This window comes from Eubacterium pyruvativorans (assembly GCF_900102225.1).
Taxonomy (GTDB): domain Bacteria; phylum Bacillota; class Clostridia; order Peptostreptococcales; family Anaerovoracaceae; genus Aminicella; species Aminicella pyruvativorans.
In genome coordinates, this window is sequence record NZ_FNBF01000014.1 from 1 (window position 1) to 20,045 (window position 20,045).

General features: G+C 57.3%; 16 protein-coding genes. All 16 read right to left on the reverse strand.

The annotated features are described in order from the left end of the window. On the reverse strand, positions 1 to 214 hold a 214-nt coding region (locus BLQ24_RS06010), incomplete at its 3' end, for a transposase (protein WP_176755870.1). Between the two features lie 392 nt (positions 215 to 606). Further along, positions 607 to 1,200 carry a YdbC family protein gene (locus BLQ24_RS10485; RefSeq protein ID WP_090163694.1) on the reverse strand — a complete coding sequence of 198 codons (594 nt, stop codon included), beginning with the start codon at positions 1,198 to 1,200 and terminating at the stop codon, positions 607 to 609. Between the two features lie 250 nt (positions 1,201 to 1,450). Further along, positions 1,451 to 2,368 (reverse strand): metallophosphoesterase, encoded by a 918-nt coding sequence (locus tag BLQ24_RS06020; RefSeq protein ID WP_176755871.1) that lies wholly within the window; start codon positions 2,366 to 2,368, stop codon positions 1,451 to 1,453. Between the two features lie 93 nt (positions 2,369 to 2,461). Then, a complete protein-coding gene (locus BLQ24_RS06025) occupies positions 2,462 to 5,863 on the reverse strand; it encodes a GGDEF domain-containing protein (protein ID WP_090163698.1) in 3,402 nt (1,133 codons plus the stop codon). Between the two features lie 76 nt (positions 5,864 to 5,939). Further along, complete coding sequence (locus tag BLQ24_RS06030; RefSeq protein ID WP_090163700.1) at positions 5,940 to 7,121, reverse strand: low temperature requirement protein A; 1,182 nt, start codon at positions 7,119 to 7,121, stop codon at positions 5,940 to 5,942. Next, positions 7,118 to 7,654: a flavodoxin gene (locus BLQ24_RS06035; RefSeq protein ID WP_090163703.1), complete on the reverse strand. Its 537-nt coding sequence runs from the start codon at positions 7,652 to 7,654 to the stop codon at positions 7,118 to 7,120. The genes BLQ24_RS06030 and BLQ24_RS06035 overlap by 4 nt, the downstream gene beginning before the upstream one ends. A 96-nt stretch (positions 7,655 to 7,750) precedes the next feature. Beyond that, entirely contained in the window at positions 7,751 to 8,689 is a 939-nt protein-coding gene (locus tag BLQ24_RS06040; RefSeq protein ID WP_090163705.1) for a ketopantoate reductase family protein, read from the reverse strand. After that, positions 8,676 to 8,819: a hypothetical protein gene (locus BLQ24_RS10110; RefSeq protein ID WP_176755872.1), complete on the reverse strand. Its 144-nt coding sequence runs from the start codon at positions 8,817 to 8,819 to the stop codon at positions 8,676 to 8,678. The genes BLQ24_RS06040 and BLQ24_RS10110 overlap by 14 nt, the downstream gene beginning before the upstream one ends. A 2-nt stretch (positions 8,820 to 8,821) precedes the next feature. Continuing rightward, a complete protein-coding gene (locus BLQ24_RS06045; protein ID WP_090163707.1) occupies positions 8,822 to 10,402 on the reverse strand; it encodes a glucose-6-phosphate isomerase in 1,581 nt (526 codons plus the stop codon). Continuing rightward, on the reverse strand, positions 10,381 to 12,225 hold the full coding sequence (locus BLQ24_RS06050; protein ID WP_176755873.1) for a sensor domain-containing diguanylate cyclase: 1,845 nt from the start codon (positions 12,223 to 12,225) through the stop codon (positions 10,381 to 10,383). Before BLQ24_RS06050 ends, BLQ24_RS06045 begins: the two co-directional genes overlap by 22 nt. A gap of 202 nt (positions 12,226 to 12,427) precedes the next feature. Further along, the gene (locus BLQ24_RS06055) at positions 12,428 to 13,204 is read right to left on the reverse strand and encodes a ZIP family metal transporter (RefSeq protein WP_090163711.1); all 777 of its coding nucleotides are present in this window, start codon (positions 13,202 to 13,204) and stop codon (positions 12,428 to 12,430) included. Between the two features lie 79 nt (positions 13,205 to 13,283). After that, a complete protein-coding gene (locus tag BLQ24_RS06060) occupies positions 13,284 to 14,087 on the reverse strand; it encodes a nitroreductase family protein (RefSeq protein ID WP_176755874.1) in 804 nt (267 codons plus the stop codon). A gap of 259 nt (positions 14,088 to 14,346) precedes the next feature. Next, the gene (locus BLQ24_RS06065; protein WP_090163715.1) at positions 14,347 to 14,745 is read right to left on the reverse strand and encodes a hypothetical protein; all 399 of its coding nucleotides are present in this window, start codon (positions 14,743 to 14,745) and stop codon (positions 14,347 to 14,349) included. Positions 14,746 to 15,487: 742 nt separating this feature from the next. Beyond that, the gene (gene ilvN, locus BLQ24_RS06070; protein WP_090163718.1) at positions 15,488 to 16,060 is read right to left on the reverse strand and encodes an acetolactate synthase small subunit; all 573 of its coding nucleotides are present in this window, start codon (positions 16,058 to 16,060) and stop codon (positions 15,488 to 15,490) included. Positions 16,061 to 16,162: 102 nt separating this feature from the next. Continuing rightward, positions 16,163 to 17,884 carry a biosynthetic-type acetolactate synthase large subunit gene (gene ilvB, locus BLQ24_RS06075; protein WP_090163720.1) on the reverse strand — a complete coding sequence of 574 codons (1,722 nt, stop codon included), beginning with the start codon at positions 17,882 to 17,884 and terminating at the stop codon, positions 16,163 to 16,165. Between the two features lie 299 nt (positions 17,885 to 18,183). Next, the gene (locus BLQ24_RS06080; RefSeq protein ID WP_090163723.1) at positions 18,184 to 19,947 is read right to left on the reverse strand and encodes an ABC-ATPase domain-containing protein; all 1,764 of its coding nucleotides are present in this window, start codon (positions 19,945 to 19,947) and stop codon (positions 18,184 to 18,186) included. Between the last annotated feature and the right edge of the window lie 98 nt (positions 19,948 to 20,045).

The window sequence follows — 20,045 nt, forward strand, 5'->3', positions numbered from 1 at the left end:
TCCGGGTCTTCAGGGTCCGGCTGCGGATGCCGTTGCGACTGTCTGTGCGTTCGTCAGAACGCTCATACGGCGCAGCCCGAAGCTGTTCCTGAGACTCCGCCTTCAGGATGCTGTTGAGACTGTTGGTGAGCAGTGTCCGGAACGCTTCATCGCGATCCACGGAAAGTAATTGTAGAATTTCCTCCTGATTCAATGTAATATTGAGTTGAGCCATCGTGTTCTCCTTCCTTGGTATTAATGGTGATTTTGGTCGATTTTCATTATACCTAAAGGTCGAGCACCTGGCTCTTTTTAATTTTTCAATTTACACCATTATACGGACGCCGCCGAAAAATCCCTTAAAGATATCCAACGTGTATGTCATGGGTAAATTAATCATAATGTTAATTTTTGGTATTCTGACAGTCGGGTGCGAAAACATAGATTTTCAAATTTCCGCACCCCGCACAATCGTGTCGTCCCTGATTTTCGGCAGAACCGGCCGAAAATGGGTGCGAAATCAGCGAAAACGAGAATTTCGCACCTGCCCGGCCTCCTGCTCGGCCGTCCGCACTTCATGATCTGCCCGGTCGCCTGCTCGGTCTGCCGTCAGCCGTCCTGCACCCCTCAGAACGGCAGCTCCCCCTCTTCCTCCGCCGGACCGGCTTCGGCCACGTGGGAAATTCCGGAAGACGAATAATCTGATTCCGGCGTTTCGCCGCCTGCCTCACCTTCCGGCAGCTCGCCGCATTCCTCCGCCCCGCTGTCAGAGCCTGTGCCGGCATCCGGTGCTGTGGTTTCCGTTTCCCACCGGTCATTCACAGGGGGTACGCGGTTTTCCTGCGCGGTCCGGTTCGGCATTGCCTGATCCGATGCGGTCCGGCCCGGTGCCGCCGGATCCGGCGCCGGACGGTCCGGCACCTCCTCGAATGCCTCGTCCGCCGCCCGGAGGTTCGTCTCGTTCCGGGGATTGCGGGTTCTGCGGTCGTTGCTGAAATTGTTGAATATGCGGACCAGCTGGCGGATCTCATCCATGTACAGTGTGACTCCCTTGGACATGTGCATGTGGTCCGGGCTCCAGTCCCGGATATCGAATTTCGGCGGTGCCCCGTTCCAGCTCACGATATTCAGTTCCTTCCTCCATCCGTTCTTCTTCGTGCCGATGGTGCCCACCATCGCCTTGATCTCATAGCTGATATCCGAATCATACTCTCTGGCCATACTGATTCTCCTTTTCCTTCTTCCGACGGAGCGGAGCGGCGCCTGCCCGGATGCAGGTACTGCAGGGCCCTGAGCGAACTCCGAGCGGGCCCCGGGCAGGCGTCCGCCATCTGCTCCGTTCTGATCTGTTCTGATTTTGTTCTACGAAGGTACCAGTATTTCCAGATATTGTCAATCGAACGGCCGCAAAAAAACGGGGATGGGAAAAAGAAAATCTTTTCCCATCCCCGGAACCTTTGTCCTGAAGGCCTCAGCGCTTCTCCGGGCGAAGCCGCAGCAGCACCAGCTCCGGCCGGTTATGAAGGCGCAGCGGGAAGGTGCTGTTTCCCAGCCCCCGGCTGATCACCATATGTGCATCTCCCGCCCGGTGAAGTCCCTGGGTGAGGCGGGGCAGGATCCCCTGTTCCGGCGCATACAGCCCCTGTCCCCCGGGCAGGCGGAACTGGCCGCCGTGGGCATGTCCGGAGAAGATCAGATCCACCCCCGGCCGGGCATAGAATGGCAGCAGCTGGGGTTCATGGGCCAGCAGAATTGCGATCCGCTCCGCCGGAAGCGCATCCGGAAATCCGTTCGGTTTTTCGCCCGGAACTTCGCCTGCATCTTCAGCCGGACCATCGCTCCGGCCCGCCATCCGGTCGATCTGCCCTGTAATGATCTCCGGATGGAATCCCCGGTGCTCCACCCGGCTTCCGGTTCCCGGCTCCTGGCCTCTGGCCCGGAACACCGTTTCCTCCGCCAGACCCATGACCCGAACCGGCACCGGGGGACGTCCCACCGGAAGCAGGACCGACCGGTCCCGCAGGACCCGGACGCCCAGGGCCGAGAGTTTTTCATAGAAAGATTCCGCTTCCCGGGTCCTGAGATCCGCCTCGTGGTTCCCGTTCACGTAGCACACCGGCCCCAGCGCAGCCAGCCCCGCCGCTGCCTCCAGAGATGCCCGGTAGTCTGTATGACGCCGGTCCGCCAGGTCGCCGGTGATCAGAATCAGATCCGGTTTCGCCTGAGCCGCCAGCCGGAGTAATTCACACTGGCCGGCGCCGAACCGTTCGCTTTGTAAGTCGGACACCTGCAGGATGTGAAGCCCGGGGTGCCCGGCCGGGAGACGGTTCGTGGCGAGCGTGTAAACCGTACACTGAACGGGCCCGTTGAGTTTTCTCCAGATGTTCATTTCAGCGGCTCCTCTCTGTTCCGGAAGGACGCTGCAGCACATTTTCCTGCATGTGTCCTTTCCGCTTCACACCCTGACTGCAGCGCACTTTTCCTACTCCTCAATCCGGTACAGGCCCCGCTGCCGCTTGGCACGGTAAAGCGCCAGATCTGCCAGATTGAACAGATCCCTGACGAATCCCCGGCGGTGTATTCCGCCGATGCTGACGCTCAGCCGGATCTCCGGGTGTCTGGTCAGATGGATTCTGCCGATTTCTCCCAGAATCCGCTTCAGTTTATCCTCGAAACAATCCCGGGTGATTTCGCAGAATGCGACCACGAACTCATCTCCGCCGTACCGCACTTCGTCCTCCGAGCGGACACAGCTGTCAATTGCCTGACCCACCCGGAACAGGACTTCATCCCCTGCAAGGTGGCCGAATTCGTCGTTAATCTGCTTGAACCCGTCAATGTCGATGATGGCCACAGCACTGACATATTCTGCAGACATGATCTCATCGTAGTACCTGCGGTTATGGATCTGCGCCAGGGAGTCGATGTACAGTTCCCGCCGGCAGATGGAGATCATCTGAATGAATGCCTCCTGCTCGCTGGCTGCCAGTCTGGAGCTTCCGTCCATCCGTTTGGCAATTTCCATGACCACCGGCTTCCCGTTCAGAACGAGATAGCGGGAGATGACGGCAAAGATATCCTGTCCGTCGGTCTCAAACTTGGATACCGTGGACCGGCTTCGAAGCGCCTCTGCGGAAGTACATTCCACGCAGGGGGAATTCTGTCCCCAGATTTCGTAACAGCGCTTCCCGGAATTTCCCCAGCTCCGGTCCTCCCGGAAGGACATGACCCGGTGATGTTCCACATCCACGACCCGGACCACATCGAAGATTTCTCTGAGAAGCCGGATTTGGCGCTGCAGTTCTTCGGAACGGATCCGCCGGTTCCCGCCGGACTTTCCGCCCGGAGCCGAAGCGGTCAGGGCAGCATTTCTCGCCGGAACCGGAGGATGGTCCGCCGCCGTTTTTTTCCATTCCGACACCTTTCTTTCGGGCAGTTCTCCCATCTGGCTTTCGTACTCGTCCTGAAGCGCCAGGTAATGACCGAACGCCGGCGTGACCGCCGGGGTCAGGAAAAGCAGAACCTGCCCCTCTCTGCCCATGCGGATCATGCGGAATTCTTCCCAGTGAACGGATCTTCCGTTTACCACCCGGAACGCACTGACACACTGCCGCTTACTGGCATTATGGAAGTAGGTACGGATCTTGTGCGGATTGAACCAGCGGAGGAAACGCTCCCGGTCCTCTTCCTGAATATAGGTTGCCACATTGGCAGCATTCAGCTCCCAGATTTCCCCGGTCTTCTCATAGATGAAATCAGAGGCCAGTACTTCCACCTTCATCGTATCCAAATCGAGTCGGTACACACTGTCGTACACATTCATGACACACTGCACCACCGGATCCGCATTAGCCAGCAGCAGCTGCTTCGAAATCACCGTGGTGTCCCGGATTTCCACCTTGCAGAAGCTAACTCCGTTCACGGAGAAGAGCATCCGGGCCGAAACCGAATAGTACACGCCGTTCCAGTAGTAGTTCAGGATTTCCTTCCTGCCTGTGAGCACCGCACTGTCAATCGCCATTCTCATGCGCAGAGAGAAATCCAAATCCGAGCGGGGCATTTCCCCCTGGAGAAACAGTTCCTCCATGTTCCGGCACTCCGCTTCCTTCCGGAGTCTGGGACTGCGGTATACGATTTCCAGATTCTCACCCCGGTGTACAGCAAAAAGCCAGGAGCTGGATTCGTCAAATTTGACATCCGCAATCCGGTCATAGAGGATTCGCTCGGAGACAGACTCCGGGTTCGTTCCGGACTGTTTCAGGTACGGCATCAGTTCTTCATACGGCAGCGGCCGGCTGTAGTAGAAGCCCTGAATCCGCTCACATCCCAGATCCAGCAGGAACTCTGCCTGTTCCTTCGTTTCCACTCCTTCACACAGGATGCGGATGCCCATTTCCTTCGCCATATTCACCATATTGCGGACGATGCACCGGCTCTTTTCATTCAGCCGGCTGATGAATACCCGGTCCAGCTTGATTTCGTCGAATTCGAAATCCTTCAGCACGTTCAGCGAAGAATAGGATGCACCGAAATCATCCATCCACACCTGGTACCCCGCATTATGGAACCGGATGATCTCCTTCCGGATTTTCTCCGGATTATCCATGACCGTTGTCTCTGTAATTTCGACGGATACCTGATTCCTGCGGATGTGGTGCCGCTCCACCGCCGCCTCCAGCTCTGTGAAAGGATCGAACTGAATGAAATCCTTCCGGGACAGATTCAGCGACACCGGCAGGGAACGGCTCCCGGTATCCCTCTCGAACCGGGCGATCATCCCCGCCACTTCATCAATCACGAACCGGGCCAGCTTGTAGGAGATGTCCTTCTCCTCCAGGGCCGGAACGAAGAGGCCCGGGGGAATCAGGCCGTATTTCGGATCGTTCCACCGGCTCAGCGCTTCGTAAGAAGTCACTTTCCCGGTCAGCGTGCGGATGACCGGCTGGAGATACACCGTGATCCAGCCTTTTTCCAGCGCCGTATCAATGTGATTCTGGATGTACAGTTTCCGCTCCAGCTTCTTCGCCTGCTCCCCGGTATATTCTCCGGCAGTGTCCATTTCACCCCGGACCGACTCAAAGGCCAGATTCGCCCGGTTTGCCGCCATTTCCGGCGTAATACTCTGGTCATTCCAGTCATAATGACCCGCTTCAATCCTGGTCGGAAATCGTTCGTCAATGTCCGCCGCATCCGCCCGGAGTTTCTCGATCTTCTCGCTAATGTTTCCGTCGCTGCAGAACACCAGAAACTGATCCGCATAGGCCCGGGCAACGTAATCCGACCGGAATGTCTTCCGCACCAGTCCGGCGAAACGTTTCAGGAAGTCGTCTCCGGCATCGTATCCGTAAATCTCGTTGTACTCCCGGAACCCCACCACATTCAGGTAGATCACTTCCCAGGGCATGTCCCGGAACTGCCGTTCGTTATTCTGCTGCTGTTCCTCCACCCAGTGGATCAGATGCGTGCGGCTGTAGAGACCGGTCAGATGATCGTAGGTGTCCCCGTAATCCCAGTCCTCCGCCGGCGTCACATACAGGGTATGGACCTTCCCGTAAACCGGATCCTTCAGTTCCATGCCGGTGATATCCACTTTCACCAGACCTCCCTGCTTCGTAATCAGCCGGCAGGAATGGTGCCCCCGGATGCTGCCGGAGCGTTCCACCTCCCCAAGCACGGAACGCAGATCGTCCGAATAGACGATGTTCATATATACCCCGCCGGAAGCAGTCATCAGTTCTTCCTTCGAGGCGTATCCGCAGATTTTCGAAAATTCGCCGTTCAGGGCAATCATATCGCTGCCCTGCTCGATGGATTTCACGGCGACGAATCCATACGGAATATTTTCCGCTGCCTCGATCAGATTCGCCAGTGCATTATTATTCATTGCCAAAGAAAACTCCCGTTATTCCTTACTTTATATCATTCTTGCGTCCCATTCCCCGTTATACTTTGTCCTCCGCTCAATGGGACATGTCGGAACAGCCGCACTCGCTCTTCCGCTTTCGGTCCTCCCGCACAGCCCGCATCATGCAGAGCAGCAGCGCCACGCCGAAGACGTACAGAACAGAAACCAGAAGATTGGCGTACATGTTGTTTCTCAAAAATATCATCGCGATTACAAATCCAACCGTCAGGAGACCCATTCGCATCAGGAAAGGGCGGTCCGGCGCACAATGGGGCCGGAAGTGCCCCCGGAGCAGAAACAGCGACAGGAAATACGCCGCCATGGAAATTGTTATCATCATGATTTTCGGTGCAGCGGCGATCCGTTCCTCCTCCATGATTTCGAAGGACACGGTGATGCAGTTCATGGCGAAAATGATGAAAATATGGATCAGCATGTACCGCATTCCCGCATGGTCGCCCTCCCGGTCGATCAGATGGTCGTAGATCACTTCATAACTGAGGAAGAGCCCTACCACCACCAGGAAGGTCATCAGGGAGACATAGATCGTCCCGCCGTGGAACCGGCCGTCCCCCCGGAAGTAGGCCGCTATGGCGATGATCATTTCCCCGAAGGTGAACACCACATAGAGCATGGCCCGTTCCGACAGATGGGCGAAGTCCACCAGTCCCCCGCCGCTGCTTCTCCGGGTGATCAGTGTCAGAATCACTCCTGACAGAATGGCAATGACGGAAAACAGAACGCCCGTGGTCCGGTTGGGAACCGCCGCCAGGAAGATGAACACTGCCTCCGCCGCCAGGTTGACCGCCATGCGCCGGATCAGATCCCGGTTCCACACGTCTGTCTCATGGTTACGGAGTTCCAGGAGATACTGAAGCCCCACATTCAGGACGATCAGTCCCCAGGCGATATGATACTGTGTCTGGTACGCCTGCCAGTCGTTCCGGGTGCTTTCTCCCATGAAGTAGATCAGATACATGTTCACCAGAAGAAAAACATGATCCCGGGCACCGTTTCTGCCGTACAGATTAATATAAAATGTGGTGAATGTCCAGATCTGGATCACCGCCAGGGTGCTGACCAGAAAGACAACGAATGCGCCCGGCTCGATGAATCCGTTCCGGAAATGATGAAGAATCGCATTCTCCCGGCCGATCAGGTACACGAAAACCAGATCGTAGACCAGCTCCAGATATTCAACTTTCTTCTCTTCTTTTTTGAAAATATTCATATTCATCGGGTCATATTCTCTTTCCGGCTGAGCCGGGACGCTCCCCACGCCTTCACCGTTTCTTCCGCACCGGAGACCTCAGCGCCGTGTACCGCCAGACTTCCCATGACCCTGGCACCGGGGCAGGCCTTCTTCAATGCCTTCACCGCTTTCCGGGAACCAGACCCCTCATGGGTGATCACCGGCCAGATCCGCTTCCCCCGAAGATTCAGCCGTTCCAGCTGAGTGAGGACAATGTGCGGGCAGGTGCCCCACCAGATCGGAAAGGCCACAACAATATTATCGTAGGATTCTGCGCTGTCCAGATACGCACGCAGATCCGGCCGGGCGCCCGTCCGGATCTCCTCCTTCGACACCCGGGTGCATTCCATATAATCTTCCGGGTAAGGCTCTTCCGGTTCGATGCGGAAAACGTCTGCATCCGTCGCCTCCCGGAGGAAGGAAACCAGTCTTTCCGTATTCCCCGTTTCCAGATGAATCAGATCCCCGTTCACGTAATTCTCGCCGGCTCTGGAAAAATATATAATCAACGGCCTCATTTTCAATCTCCCGTTCACGCCTGCCACCCGGGTTTCCGGTTCCTAACAGCAAATTACTACAAATATACCATATCCCGGGGCGTCCTGCCGCAAGTTTTAGTATTCCGCTTCAATTTCATGAACCCGCCGGTTCAGGTAGTCATTCACCGGCGTGGCAATTCCCAGTTCCCGGCCGAACCGCATGACGGCGCCGGAGAACATGTCCACTTCGGATTTCCGCTTCTGGCGCCGGTCCTGGGCCATGGACGGCACGGAGGACGGATCCAGGGATCGGAGAATCCCGGTATACTCCTTCACTTCCTCTTCCCCCAGCGGAATTCCCTTCGCCCGGGCAATCAGGCAGACTTCCCGCATGGCGGAAAGCATGACGGCATATTCCAATCCTCCGTCGGTGAGGCAGACACCGTAATCCGCATCGAACACCATGGTCGTCTGGTTGCATCCCGTGTTCGCCATGAATTTACACCACTGGCGATAAAGGATATTTTCCTCCCGGTGGTACGGGAACCTGACCTGATCGAAGAAGGCGCACACAGCATCCAGTTTCTCGGTCAGCACCTTCTGCAATTTCTCATCCCCGGTCCGGGGTACCCCGATGAACAGCCGGCCCGCCTTCGAGTATTTCAGATCGGAACCGTACCGCTCCGCATCCATCTCCTGGGAGACAGAATACAGCACTTTTTCCTTTCCGAACCGCTCTCCGATGATTTCCTCACTGTCCACACCGTTCATCAGTGAAATGATGATCGTGTTTTCCGTTACACAAGGCGCCGCCGTTTCCAGGCCCGCCCGGAGCCCTGGATACTTCAGTCCCACGAACAGCAGATCCGCCGGCTTTGCCTCCTCCGGCGTCACCATCCTCAGCTTCACCGGCTGACCGTTGATGGTATACACCTCCTGCTCATGCCTGGCTTTCCGGGCCGGGTCCATGACATATTCCGGCTGACCGTTTCCCAGGTTCTCCCGGATCGGCGTACCGAACAGCATGCCCAGTGCGCCCATTCCGACAAAGGTTACATTTTCAATCGTTCTCATTCTTTTCCTCCCCGCCCTGCGAAATCCCGCAAAGCGCTGCAATATCAAGTATTAAACGGATCGTCAAAAGACGATCCGTCATCATTTCACCCTGCGGAAAGCCTCCATGCTTCCCGTTTACCTCTTTCATTCTCAGATCCCCAGAAGATCGCTGTACACCCTGAGAGCTCCGTCCGTATCCCGGGACAGTACCTTCTTCGCCAGTACTTTTCCCAGCTGAACCCCCTCCTGATCGAAACTGTTCAGATTCCAGAGGAACCCCTGGAACATGACCTTGTTCTCGAAATGGGCCAGCAGCGCCCCCAGGCTCTCCGGCGTCAGTTCCTCACCGATAATGATGCTCGACGGACGGCCTCCCGGGAATTTTTTGTTCCGGTCCGCATCGTCCTTCCCGCAGGCAAAGGCCACAATCTGAGCCGCCACATTCGCACAGAGCTTCTGCTGGCTGGTGGTTCCCTGAATCACATCATCTGTTCCCAGCTGACTCTTCCGGAATCCCACAAACTGAAGAGGGATAATATCCGTTCCCTGGTGAAGCAGCTGGTAGAAGGAGTGCTGCCCGTTAGTCCCCGGTTCTCCGAAGATAACCGGACCGGTGGGATAGGATACCGGCTCCCCGAACCGGTTCACCGACTTGCCGTTGGATTCCATATCCAGCTGCTGCAGGTGGGCCGGGAAACGGCTCAGTGCCTGGGAATAGGGCAGAATCGCCGTGCTTCCGTACCCCAGCACGTTCCGCTCGTACACCCCGATCAGCCCATCCAGCATGTCCGGGTTCTTCAGCGGGTCCTCTTCCGCAGCCAGCCGGTCTTCCGCTGCTGCGCCCGCCAGGAACGCTTCGAAAACCGAAGGACCGAAGGCCAGAGACAGCACGGCGCCGCCCACCGCAGAAGTGGAGGAATACCTTCCTCCCACGAAGTCATCCATGAAGAAGGCCGCCATGTAGTCGTCACTATGCGCCAGCGGCGAGGTTTCACTGGTGACGGCGATCATGTGCCGGGCCGGATCCAGTCCCTGCTCCCGCAGCGCATTCTTCACGAAAGCCTCATTGGTCAGCGTTTCCAGGGTGGTGCCGGACTTGGACACCAGGATGAAGATCGTCCGGGACACATCAGAAGATGCCAGAACCTGCGCCGCATCATCCGGATCCACATTGCTGATGAAATCCGCTTCCATGAACGCCTTCCCGTTGGTTTTTGCCCAGTTCCGCAGAGCCAGGTACATCGCCCGGGGTCCCAGGTCGCTGCCGCCGATGCCGATCTGCACCACATGATCGAAGCATTGGCCCGACTCGTTCCGGATCTTTCCGCTGTGCACGTCCGACGCAAAATCCGCAATCCGACGCAGCTGCTCTGTATAGAACACCCGCTTGTTCACGCCGCCTTCGATCACGTCCTTCCCCAGCTGCCCCCGGGTCAGATGGTGAAGCACCAGGCGATTTTCGCCGGTGTTGATCCTTTCTCCTTCATAAAGCGCCCGGAATTTTCCGGTGAGGTCTGCCTCCCGGGCCAGATCCCCCAGAGCAGAAAGAATACGGTCATCCACGGCTTTCGCCCCGTAATTCCAGGCCAGTCCCGCCGCCATGGGCACGCTGTACCGGCTCACCCTGCGGGCGCCGTTTTCCCCCGCCATCTCAGCGGCGAGATCCACCTTCGGCAGTTCTCTGAGTGCATCAAAGGACTGCAGTTCATCTAAATTTCTCCATTCCGGCATCCGGTATTCCTCCTTTTCTGATATGAAAGCTCTGTTTCCTGGGTTCCCGGGGCTTTCGATGCACGTTCCGGGTGTGCGCCTTCACGTTCCCTGAGCAGGGCAAAAACCACCTTGCCATGACGGTCGTCTGAAACCAGATCAGCCATCTGGAGCACCTTCCGAACCGTCCCCTGTTTCGTGATGATCCGGAATTCCCGGATCTCGTCGATGGCAGAACAGCTCGATTCCGAATCCGCTCCGGTCCGTCCCGTTTTCTGTTCCATGGCAGCGCAGAAGGCATCCCGGTCCTCCGGAACAATCAACCGGCAGAACCGGCTTCCGGTCATATGAAGCAGATCCTCGAAACTGTCACATCCGGTCAGATGGACCAGTTTCTCGTTGGCAAACAGGATGCGCCGGTCTTCTCCCGCCCGGTATACCAGGAAGGCCCCCGGCACCCCTTCCGCCATGGTGGCGGCGCTGAACCCCAGCTGCTCCCGGTTCATCTCTGCCATATCCTGCGTATATCTTCTGGCGCCGCTCTTCCCGCTCATTTTCACGGCATACAGCGCTTCATCCGCCAACACCATCAGTCCGGACCGGTCCTGTGCCTGCTCCGGATAATCCGCATACCCTGCAGACATGGTGTAGGTGATGGCCCTTCCGCCGTGATCGAAAGAGATGCGTCCCGCTACCGCCCGTTCAGTCATTTCCGCACATTCCGCCGCGGTTCGTCCGATGATCGCCACACAAAACTCATCTCCGCCGGTCCGTCCGATCAGAGAATCGGACGGAAACATCTTCCGGAGATGCGAGGCCGCAGTGATCAGCGCTCTGTCTCCCGCCGGGTGCCCGTACATATCATTTACCATCTTGAAATCATCCAGATCCAGAAATACGGCGGTCAGATTCGTCTCCGGATGTTCTTCCAGCTGTTTCTCCAGCCTGCCCATGAACCCGCCCCGGCTGTACAGCCCGGTCAGCGCGTCCCGGTAGGCCAGCGTCCGGAGCTTCCGTTCCTGTTCGATCACCCGGAGCAGGGAATAAATCAGCAGGCCTGCGGATACCGTAAGCATCAGCCCGCCGGCATATGCCCACCGCACCCGGTCAGAATGCCATCCCTGGACCGGTGTCACACTCAGCCGCCAGCGGGTTTCTCCGATCCGGATCACCTTACTTTCCGGTCTGTCCAGCGTTTCACCTTCTCCCACAGAGGCCTCAATCCGTTTAAACCGGTCTGAAACCGGCGAAGCGGTGGTATCCAGACAGTAATCATATCCGAAGGAATGGAGTTCATTCAGCGTATGCTGATAGAGGGACGGCACCCTGATGACGATAACCGCATACCCCCAGAAATCCCCGGAATGCAAAAACACCGGATTCACCACAGTAAGGATCTTTTTCGTCTTGTTCTCACGAAACGGGCCGTACAGCACCGGCACCTGGTACCGCTTCGCATAGGCCAGAACCTCATCGGGATATTTCGATTTCTCTGTAAACTCCGATGGCAGACCGGATCCCGGATAGGACTCCGAAACCTCTCCCCCCGGTGCCAGAATGATCCGTTCGACCCAGTCCCGCATGAGCAGTTTCGCAGCCATCCGGAAATTACCCGTATCCCCGTTCCGGTCTGCGACCCACTCTCCCAGAGAGATACTTCGATAGATCCCGGTCTCTAGTCCCCGATCCAGATTCGATGCCGAAGAGGCCGCAATATCATAGGCCCGCTGCCGGTGCTGGGCCAGGTCCTGACTCCGCACATTCTCGGCGTTCACCAATGTGGCAGTCACCATCAGCAGAGCAGCCACTGCCACGATCATTCTGTGCTTCCAGTTCAGTCCCATAATCCTCCGCTCCCGGCAGGTCTGCTGATCCGCTTTAGTGCAATAAATTCCCTGTGCGAAAAAAACAGGCACAAGGTTCATCCCCTCATGCCCGTCGTCCTGACATTTCCCATAGAGATGATACTCTATAGGGGCATTTTACCATCATCTTCTGTGCATTTCTACCCGGATGCACGGATAATCTGCGGGGTGATTCCTCCCATCAGCCCAGCGCCACATCCAGCACCATCATCAGAACGAATCCCACCGCAAAGGCGATCGTTCCGACATTGGAATGACTTCCCTCGGACATTTCCGGGATCAATTCCTCCACTACCACATAGAACATCGCTCCGGCCGCAAAACTCAGAAGGTAAGGCATCACCGGGACCACCAGTCCCGCCGCCGCCACCGTCAGTGCACCGGCCAGGGGCTCCACCGCACCGGACATCATCCCCGCCAGGAAAGTGCGGCGCTTCGGCATCCCCTCCGCAAGCAGCGGCATGGACACGATGGCACCCTCCGGGAAATTCTGAATGGCAATGCCGATGGACAGTGCCAGCGCAGCGGCTGCCGTGATATCACTGGTGCCGTAGAGCCAGCCTGCCAGCACCACCCCCACGGCCATTCCCTCCGGAACATTGTGGATCGTCACTGCCAGAATCAGTTTCGTCGTCCGCTTCATGCCGGATCTCGGTCCTTCCTCCACCCGGTCCATATGCATATGCGGCGTGACCTCGTCGAAAAGCAGCAGCAGCAGAATGCCTGCCAGGAACCCGATGGCCGCCGGCAGGAACGAAAACCGGCCCATCTTCGCAGCTTCCTCCAGTGCCGGGGCCAGCAGACTCCAGAAACTGGCCGCCACCATGACACCGGCGGCGAACCCCGTGAGGATTTTCTGAATTCCCGGACGGATTTCATTCTTCAACAGGAACACCATAGCGGCACCGGCGGTGGTGCCGATGAAAGGGATCAGCAATCCCTGAATAATTGTGGGCATTTCCTTTCCTTTCTGTACATCATAATCAGATAATAATCCGATAAAACAGCATGTTATTTCCCGGACCGCTCCGTGCGGATCAGCGGTACGTCACTTCTGCCTTCTTCCGGGGTACGGTTCTCCGGAATTTCACCGCCGGCGTTCCGATCACCAGCACCGTGTGCACGTGATAGTCATCCCGGATCCCCAGTTCCTTCCGGATCTCCCCGGAACCCTCGACCGCAAACCGGGAAAAACCGCTGTACAGCATCCCCAGCCCCAGAGAATAGACCATCGTCTCCATGTGGGCGGAAGCAACACCGGCAGAAATCGGATCATCGGAGGACACCAGAATAACCGTTCCGGCATTGAAAAACAACCGGTCCTTTCCGTTTTCCCGGTAATCCCGCTCCATGTCCAGCCACATGTCCGTATAGAAGGACGCCCGCCGTCCCTCCTCCAGCATCTTCCTGCCAGCAGCCCCCAGCTGACGGATCAGCTGTTCCCGGACCCGCGGAAGATCCTGCCGGATCACCGTATAGGCCACGTTCTGGCGGTTTCCGCCTGTAGGCGCATACCGGCCGGCTTCCAGAATCATCTCCAGCTGGGAATCGGTCACCGGGGTGTCCCGGAACTGACGGATGCTGCGGCGGGACTTCATCAGATCCAGAAATGCCTGCGGATCCACCTTCGCCCCCGTCTCCTCCAGTTCCTGCACTTCACTCATATCATACCCGTTCAAGGAGACCGCATTCACAGGACAAACCGCTACGCAGTGTCCGCACTCGAAACACTTCTCATTCTTCGGAACAGCCTTTCCGTCCCGCAGAAGAATATCCTCCGGGAAACAGTCTCGGACACACTGTCCACAGCCGATACACCGTTTCTGATCAATACTTATCATAACTATTTCTGCCTTTCTTTTCCTCGCTCCGGCGGCCCGTTCCCGGCGCCGCCGCTTTCCGAAGAATATACCACGTCGCAAAGATACTGACAACCCTGCGCCCAGGATTCGGACCGGCACAAAAAAAAGAGCTGCGGGCCGAACGATCGAAACCCGCCCGGCCCGCAACCGCTGCATCAACTTACGCCTCTATACCAGCCTGCGCCTTCCCGCCGGCTTACGTCTCTAAGTCAGCCTGCGCCTCTAAGTCAGTCTGCGCCTACTTCTCCAGTTCCAGCGTCAGCCCCTGTTTCTTCGCAGTCAGTTTCATGACATTATCGTCATTTACCTTGCCTTCCATCTTGGACTTTCCGTCATCCACTGTGATTGTTTCGTCCTTCAGGCTCCACGTCGCCGACCCGCTTTCTCCGAACACCTCGATCTGACACTTATCTCCGGACTTGAATTCAATGTATCCGGCATCCTTCCCGCCGTTGTACTTCTTCAGCTGCTTGGCATCCAGCTTGATCCCGGACATCTCCGCCGACTTAATCTTCCACTTCCCGTAATACTTCGCCTGCGGATCATCCTTCTCCCCGCAGCCGGACAGCAGAACCAACCCGGAGACCAGCACCAGCGCTGCCAATACACACAGCACCTTCTTCATTCTGATCTTCATATCCTTCCCTCCTGTTCCTGTAAACACAACACAAATCTTTTCGTCTAAGTCGGACAATAATGACTACTCTGTCTAATTGCATTATAGGAACAACCGGGCGTTCTCCATAGTACCCCACGGGTACTTTTCCCTTTCCGCCGGGAGCGGCGCCGCCCAAACAGGGTGCAGCGGGATTCGACACAATGAAGACGAAATGCGGAGATCCCATCCTGTCATCGCTGTGGCTGTATACTGTATGGAAAATGTGCGGAATCGCTCATTCAGGCCAAATCCGCACCAAAAACACAGGTTGCAGGGGTGCGAAAACAGTAGAAAAACTTGATTAATTTATTCCTGATGCCCCTGTGGGTGCGTTTTGACGAAAATTAGATTTTCCGCACTCGATCATTGCCGTTGAATCCGGACAGTTGGACAAAAAACAAACCAGTTCCCGTTCAATCGCATTGCACGCAACCTTCTTCATCGGGTAAATCGGATCAATAAACTGCAAACGATGCGAATCTGGTATGCTTGAGTAAATTAATAATAATTACGAAATGCCATTCTCCACCTGCCTGGCTTCAGCGTGGTGCGATAATCAGGTTTTTTCGATTTCCGCACCCGCCTGAATCGTGTCGCCTCCGTTTTCCGGTCGCACCATCAAAAAGAGGATGCGAAATCCAGATTTTTCCAAATATCGCACCTTGCCACCAGCCAGCGCCGGCTCTGCGTCCTGTATCACTCGACGTTATGCGACGCCGCATCACTTCACGCTCTTCCCGTAATTAAATTCGCTGCTCTCCTTCGTTTTCTCGTCAATGGTATATTTCCCCCGCTCCATACCCAGGATGCCGGTCCGCGCCAGCTCCAGGATACCGAACGGCGCCAGAAGATCCCGGATCGCACTGATCTTCGACTCGTCCCCGATGAGGGCCAGAGTCAGGGTTTCCCGGGACACGTCGATAACGGAGGCGCGGAAAATATTGCCGATCTGTATGATCTCATTCCTGGTTTCAAACGTCGGCGCACTGCATTTGAACAGAACGAATTCCCGGCGGATCGTCTCCTCTTCCTTCAGCAGTTTTGCATAGTAGACCGGCACCATCTTGTTCAGCTGGGCCAGCAGCAGCCGGGTGCTGTTCGCATCCGCCACCACCTCGATGGTCAGCCGGGTCAGTCCTTCGTCCAGTGTTGCGCCGGCCGTGAAGGACTCAATATTGTAGCCGCTCCGGGAGAACAGCCTCGCCACTATGGACAGCACGCCCGGCCGGTTTTCTACCAGAACGGACAGCGTGCGCCGTCTGGCCTCGTTATCGGATGTATGATTCGTTGACATTCTGTATTCTCCTCTCCAGTTTACAGGCACATGGTTCCGGGCCCGGCTTCAGGCCTTCCATCCCCGGGCCCGTTTCCCTCTGTATTCATCCCCCAGACGCCGCTAATTCAGCAGGAATTCTGTGATGTTCGTTCCGCCGTTCACCATCGGCCGGACCATCTCTTCCGTGGCCACAGCGCAGTCAATCACATAGCCCCGGCCGGCTTTCCGCTCCTGCTTCGCATCTTCAATGGCGGACCGCAGTTCCTCCACACAGGTCACCCGGGCACCCTTCAGACCATAAGCCTCCGCCAGTTTGACGAAGTCCGGCCCCCGGTCCAGAATTGTCTGGCTGTAGCGTTGTCCGTACATCAGCTTCTGCCACTGGTGCACCATGCCCAGCACGCCGTTGTTGAAGATAAATGTAATAATCGGCAGCTTATAGTGTTCTTCCGTAGCCAGCTCGTTGCAATTCATCCGGAAAGACCCGTCTCCGGTGATGTGAATCACTGTTTTTTCCGGATTCCCCGCCTGGGCGCCGATGGCGGCTCCCAAACCGAATCCCATGGTGCCGTATCCCCCGGAAGTCAGCAGCTGCCCCGGATAGCTGAAGTGGAAATGCTGGATCGCCCACATCTGGTGCTCCCCCACATCCGTCGCCACCGTCGTGTCCTTCGGCAGCATCTCCGCAATAGTGGAGAGAATCTGCTTCGGGGTCATGGCGCCATTCACATCATCGTCGTATTTCGTCTCCGTCGGGAAAGAAAATACATACTGCTTCCATTCGGTGTGATTGTACTGGGGAATCTGCTCATTCAGCTTTCTCAGCACATCCTTCGCATTGCCGATGATGTGGTGGTCGGTCTGCACATTCTTGTTGATTTCCGCCCGGTCAATGTCGATGTGCACGATCTTCGCCTGCGGAGCGAAAGTATCCGGCTTCAATGCCACCCGGTCCGAAAACCGGCATCCCACGGCGATCAGCAGGTCGCATCCGGCCACACCCCGGTTGGATGCCTGGGAGCCGTGCATACCGATCATGCCGGTGGCCAGCGGATCTGCACCGTCCATGGCGCCTCCGCCCATCAGCGTGATGGCCACCGGTGCATCGATCTTCCGGGCGAACTCTCGGAATTCCATATGGGCCCGGCTCCGGGTGACGCCGCCGCCGCAGATCAGCATCGGTTTCTCCGAATCCCGGATCATCTCCGCCAGAATGTCAATGTCCTGCTGATCCGGCTCCGGCATCAGCAAAGAACTGGTTCTGGCCCTGCTGATCAGTTTCCCCAGCATGCCGTTCTTCCGGTGCTCTTCCCGGGGCAGCGGCACATAATCCACCAGAGCCGCCGTCACATCCTTGGTAATATCGATGAGCACCGGTCCCGGCCGGCCGCTTCTGGCCAGACCGAAAGCCGTGCGGATCGTGTCCGCCAGCTTATTTACATCCCGCACCAGATAGGTGGATTTCGTAATCGGCATGGCGACGCCGGTGATATCCACTTCCTGGAACGTATCCTTCCCCAGAAGTTTCTGACCCACATTACAGCAGATGAACACCACCGGGGAAGAATCCATGTAAGCAGTGGCAATACCCGTGGTCAGGTTCGTCGCCCCCGGCCCGGAAGTGGCCAGACAGACACCGACCTTTCCGGTGGACCGGGCATAACCGTCCGCCGCATGGGCCGCCCCCTGCTCGTGAGATGTAAGATAGTGCGTAATCCTGTCCTGATATTTATATAATTCGTCGTAGATATTCAGAATCGTACCGCCCGGATACCCGAACACCGTGTCCACGCCCTGTTCCAGGAGACACTCCACAACGACTCTCGCTCCTGTCATTTCCATAACTCTTCTCCTTCCGTTTCTTTGACCGAGGGGGAGGAGAGGACAAAAAGCAACCGGCTTCCCGTTCTCCCATGCGCCCCCGCGCTCCCTCGTATTACAAAAAAAATCGCCCCGGGACACGCACTGAACGGTTCCCGAGGCAGTCTTCACTCTCACCAACAATTCGTCCAAAGCAGCAACAAATTGTTATGAATACTAACATATCGCAATATATTTTGTCAAGAAGAAACAATTAACAGGCAGGATTCGGCGGCGCCCGCTATTTCAGCACAGCACCCGCAGCGGTCCGGCTGCGCCCGCTACTTCCAGCGCAGCATCCGGCAGCGGTCCACCGCCGCCGCTATTTCCAGGCTCCGGATCTCCGCCAGATTTCCCGGCACCGGCCGGTCTCCGGCAGCAGAGCGAAGGGTCTTCCGGATTTCCGATTCCATTTCTTCGGCAAGCCGCTTCACCGGCGTGCGGCCGTCCATTCCGTGCTCCGCCGCCCGGATCAGTTCCCGGCACAGAGACTCCAGCTGCTCCGAATCGGCGATCTGTTCCACTCCTCTGAGATCCACCGTGCCGCGGCCGATCATGAATCCGTCCGGCCCCAGAACCTTGGACTTCGGTCCCCGGCCGTTTCTGCCGCGGAATTCCGGACCAGCCTGCGGGCAGCGGCGGGTTCCGGATTCCCGGACGCTCCGGTCTTTTCCGCATTCCGGCTCTCCCGTTTCTGCTTCTACGCCGTTTTCCGAGAGGATTTCCCGGACTTTTTTTGTCACATCCCGGGGAACATACTGGTTCATCTGGATGACCCGGTCCGCCACCCGGAAGAAATCACCGGAACTGCCGGCAACCAGCACCGTGGAGACCCCCTCCGCACCCAGAGCACGCATCCGGCTCAGATACGGGATGATCGGCTCCTCCTCCGGGGACACGATCCGCTGCATCAGGCTGTCCCGCACCATGAAATTGGTGGCACAGGTGTCTTCGTCCATGAGCAGGCACCCGGCTCCGGCTGCGATGGCTTCCACACAGGACGCCGCCTGGGAGGTGCTGCCGCTGGCATCCTCGGTGGAAAAGTCCGCCGTGGATTTCCCATTCGGCAGACTGCGGATGAAGAGACTGATGTCATCCCGGTTCACACACCGGCCGTCCTCGGCCCGGATTTTTACGGCAGTCCGGTCGGTGACGATGAACTCCCGTCCGTCTCCGGCGATATGATTGTAGATGCCCCGTTCCAGTGCGTTCAGCAGGGTGGACTTGCCGTGGTAGCCGCCGCCGATGATCAGCGTGATGCCCGCCGGAATGCCCATGCCTGTGACGGTGCCCCGGTGGGGCAGTTTGAAAGTGACCCGGTCCTCCTCCGGGGAGCGAAACGGCACCGCATTCTTCATCGGTCTCTGGGAAATGCCGCTCTCCCGGGGCAGCACAGAACCGTCGGCGACGAAGGCCACCAGTCCCGTGCGCCGCACCTCATTCCGGAGCGCTTCCTGGTCGTCCGCCAGATCGCAGACGGCCTTCAGCTTCTCCGCCGGGAGACGGGAGAACAGGAGTGACTCCTCCACACAGGCAGGGAGCCAGTTGAAGAGGATTTTTTCCAGTTCCCCGGCCAGCACGGTACGGCCCGCCGCCGGGAAGCCTACCAGGAAACGAACCGTCAGGGCGCCGCTCTTTGGATCGAACTGGCATGCGCTTCGCTCCAGAATTTCCTGTCCCGGCCGGGAGCAGGAGAGAACACCGCTCTTTCCGGACCCCCCTGCCTGCCGGGAGTACTTCCCGATGGCCCGGCCGAAACGACGGAGCAGCTCATCCTGCAGAGCGATTCTTCTGCAGTCCCGTTCCAGCCATTCTCCCGGGAATCCCGCCTCTCTCCCGGACAGATGAACACTCACATGGGAAGGCGCTGCGAAGGGGTCTCCCTGCACATGATCGATGAACAGCCGGTAACCGCCGAAATCATACTGTCCCCGGAGATCCTTGTATGCCGGATACCCCCGGTGATCGATCCGGCGCAGCTTCCGCCGGAGATCCTCACTGGTCTCCTCCCGTCTTCCTCTGTTTCCATAATTCCGATTCTCCATGAATAACTTACCTCTTTTCTGTCTCTGCTGTTTCTTCGCCCGGCATCGGACTTTCTTTTTGTCTATTCCTGCAGGATGCCACACGGAATAAGCGGGGA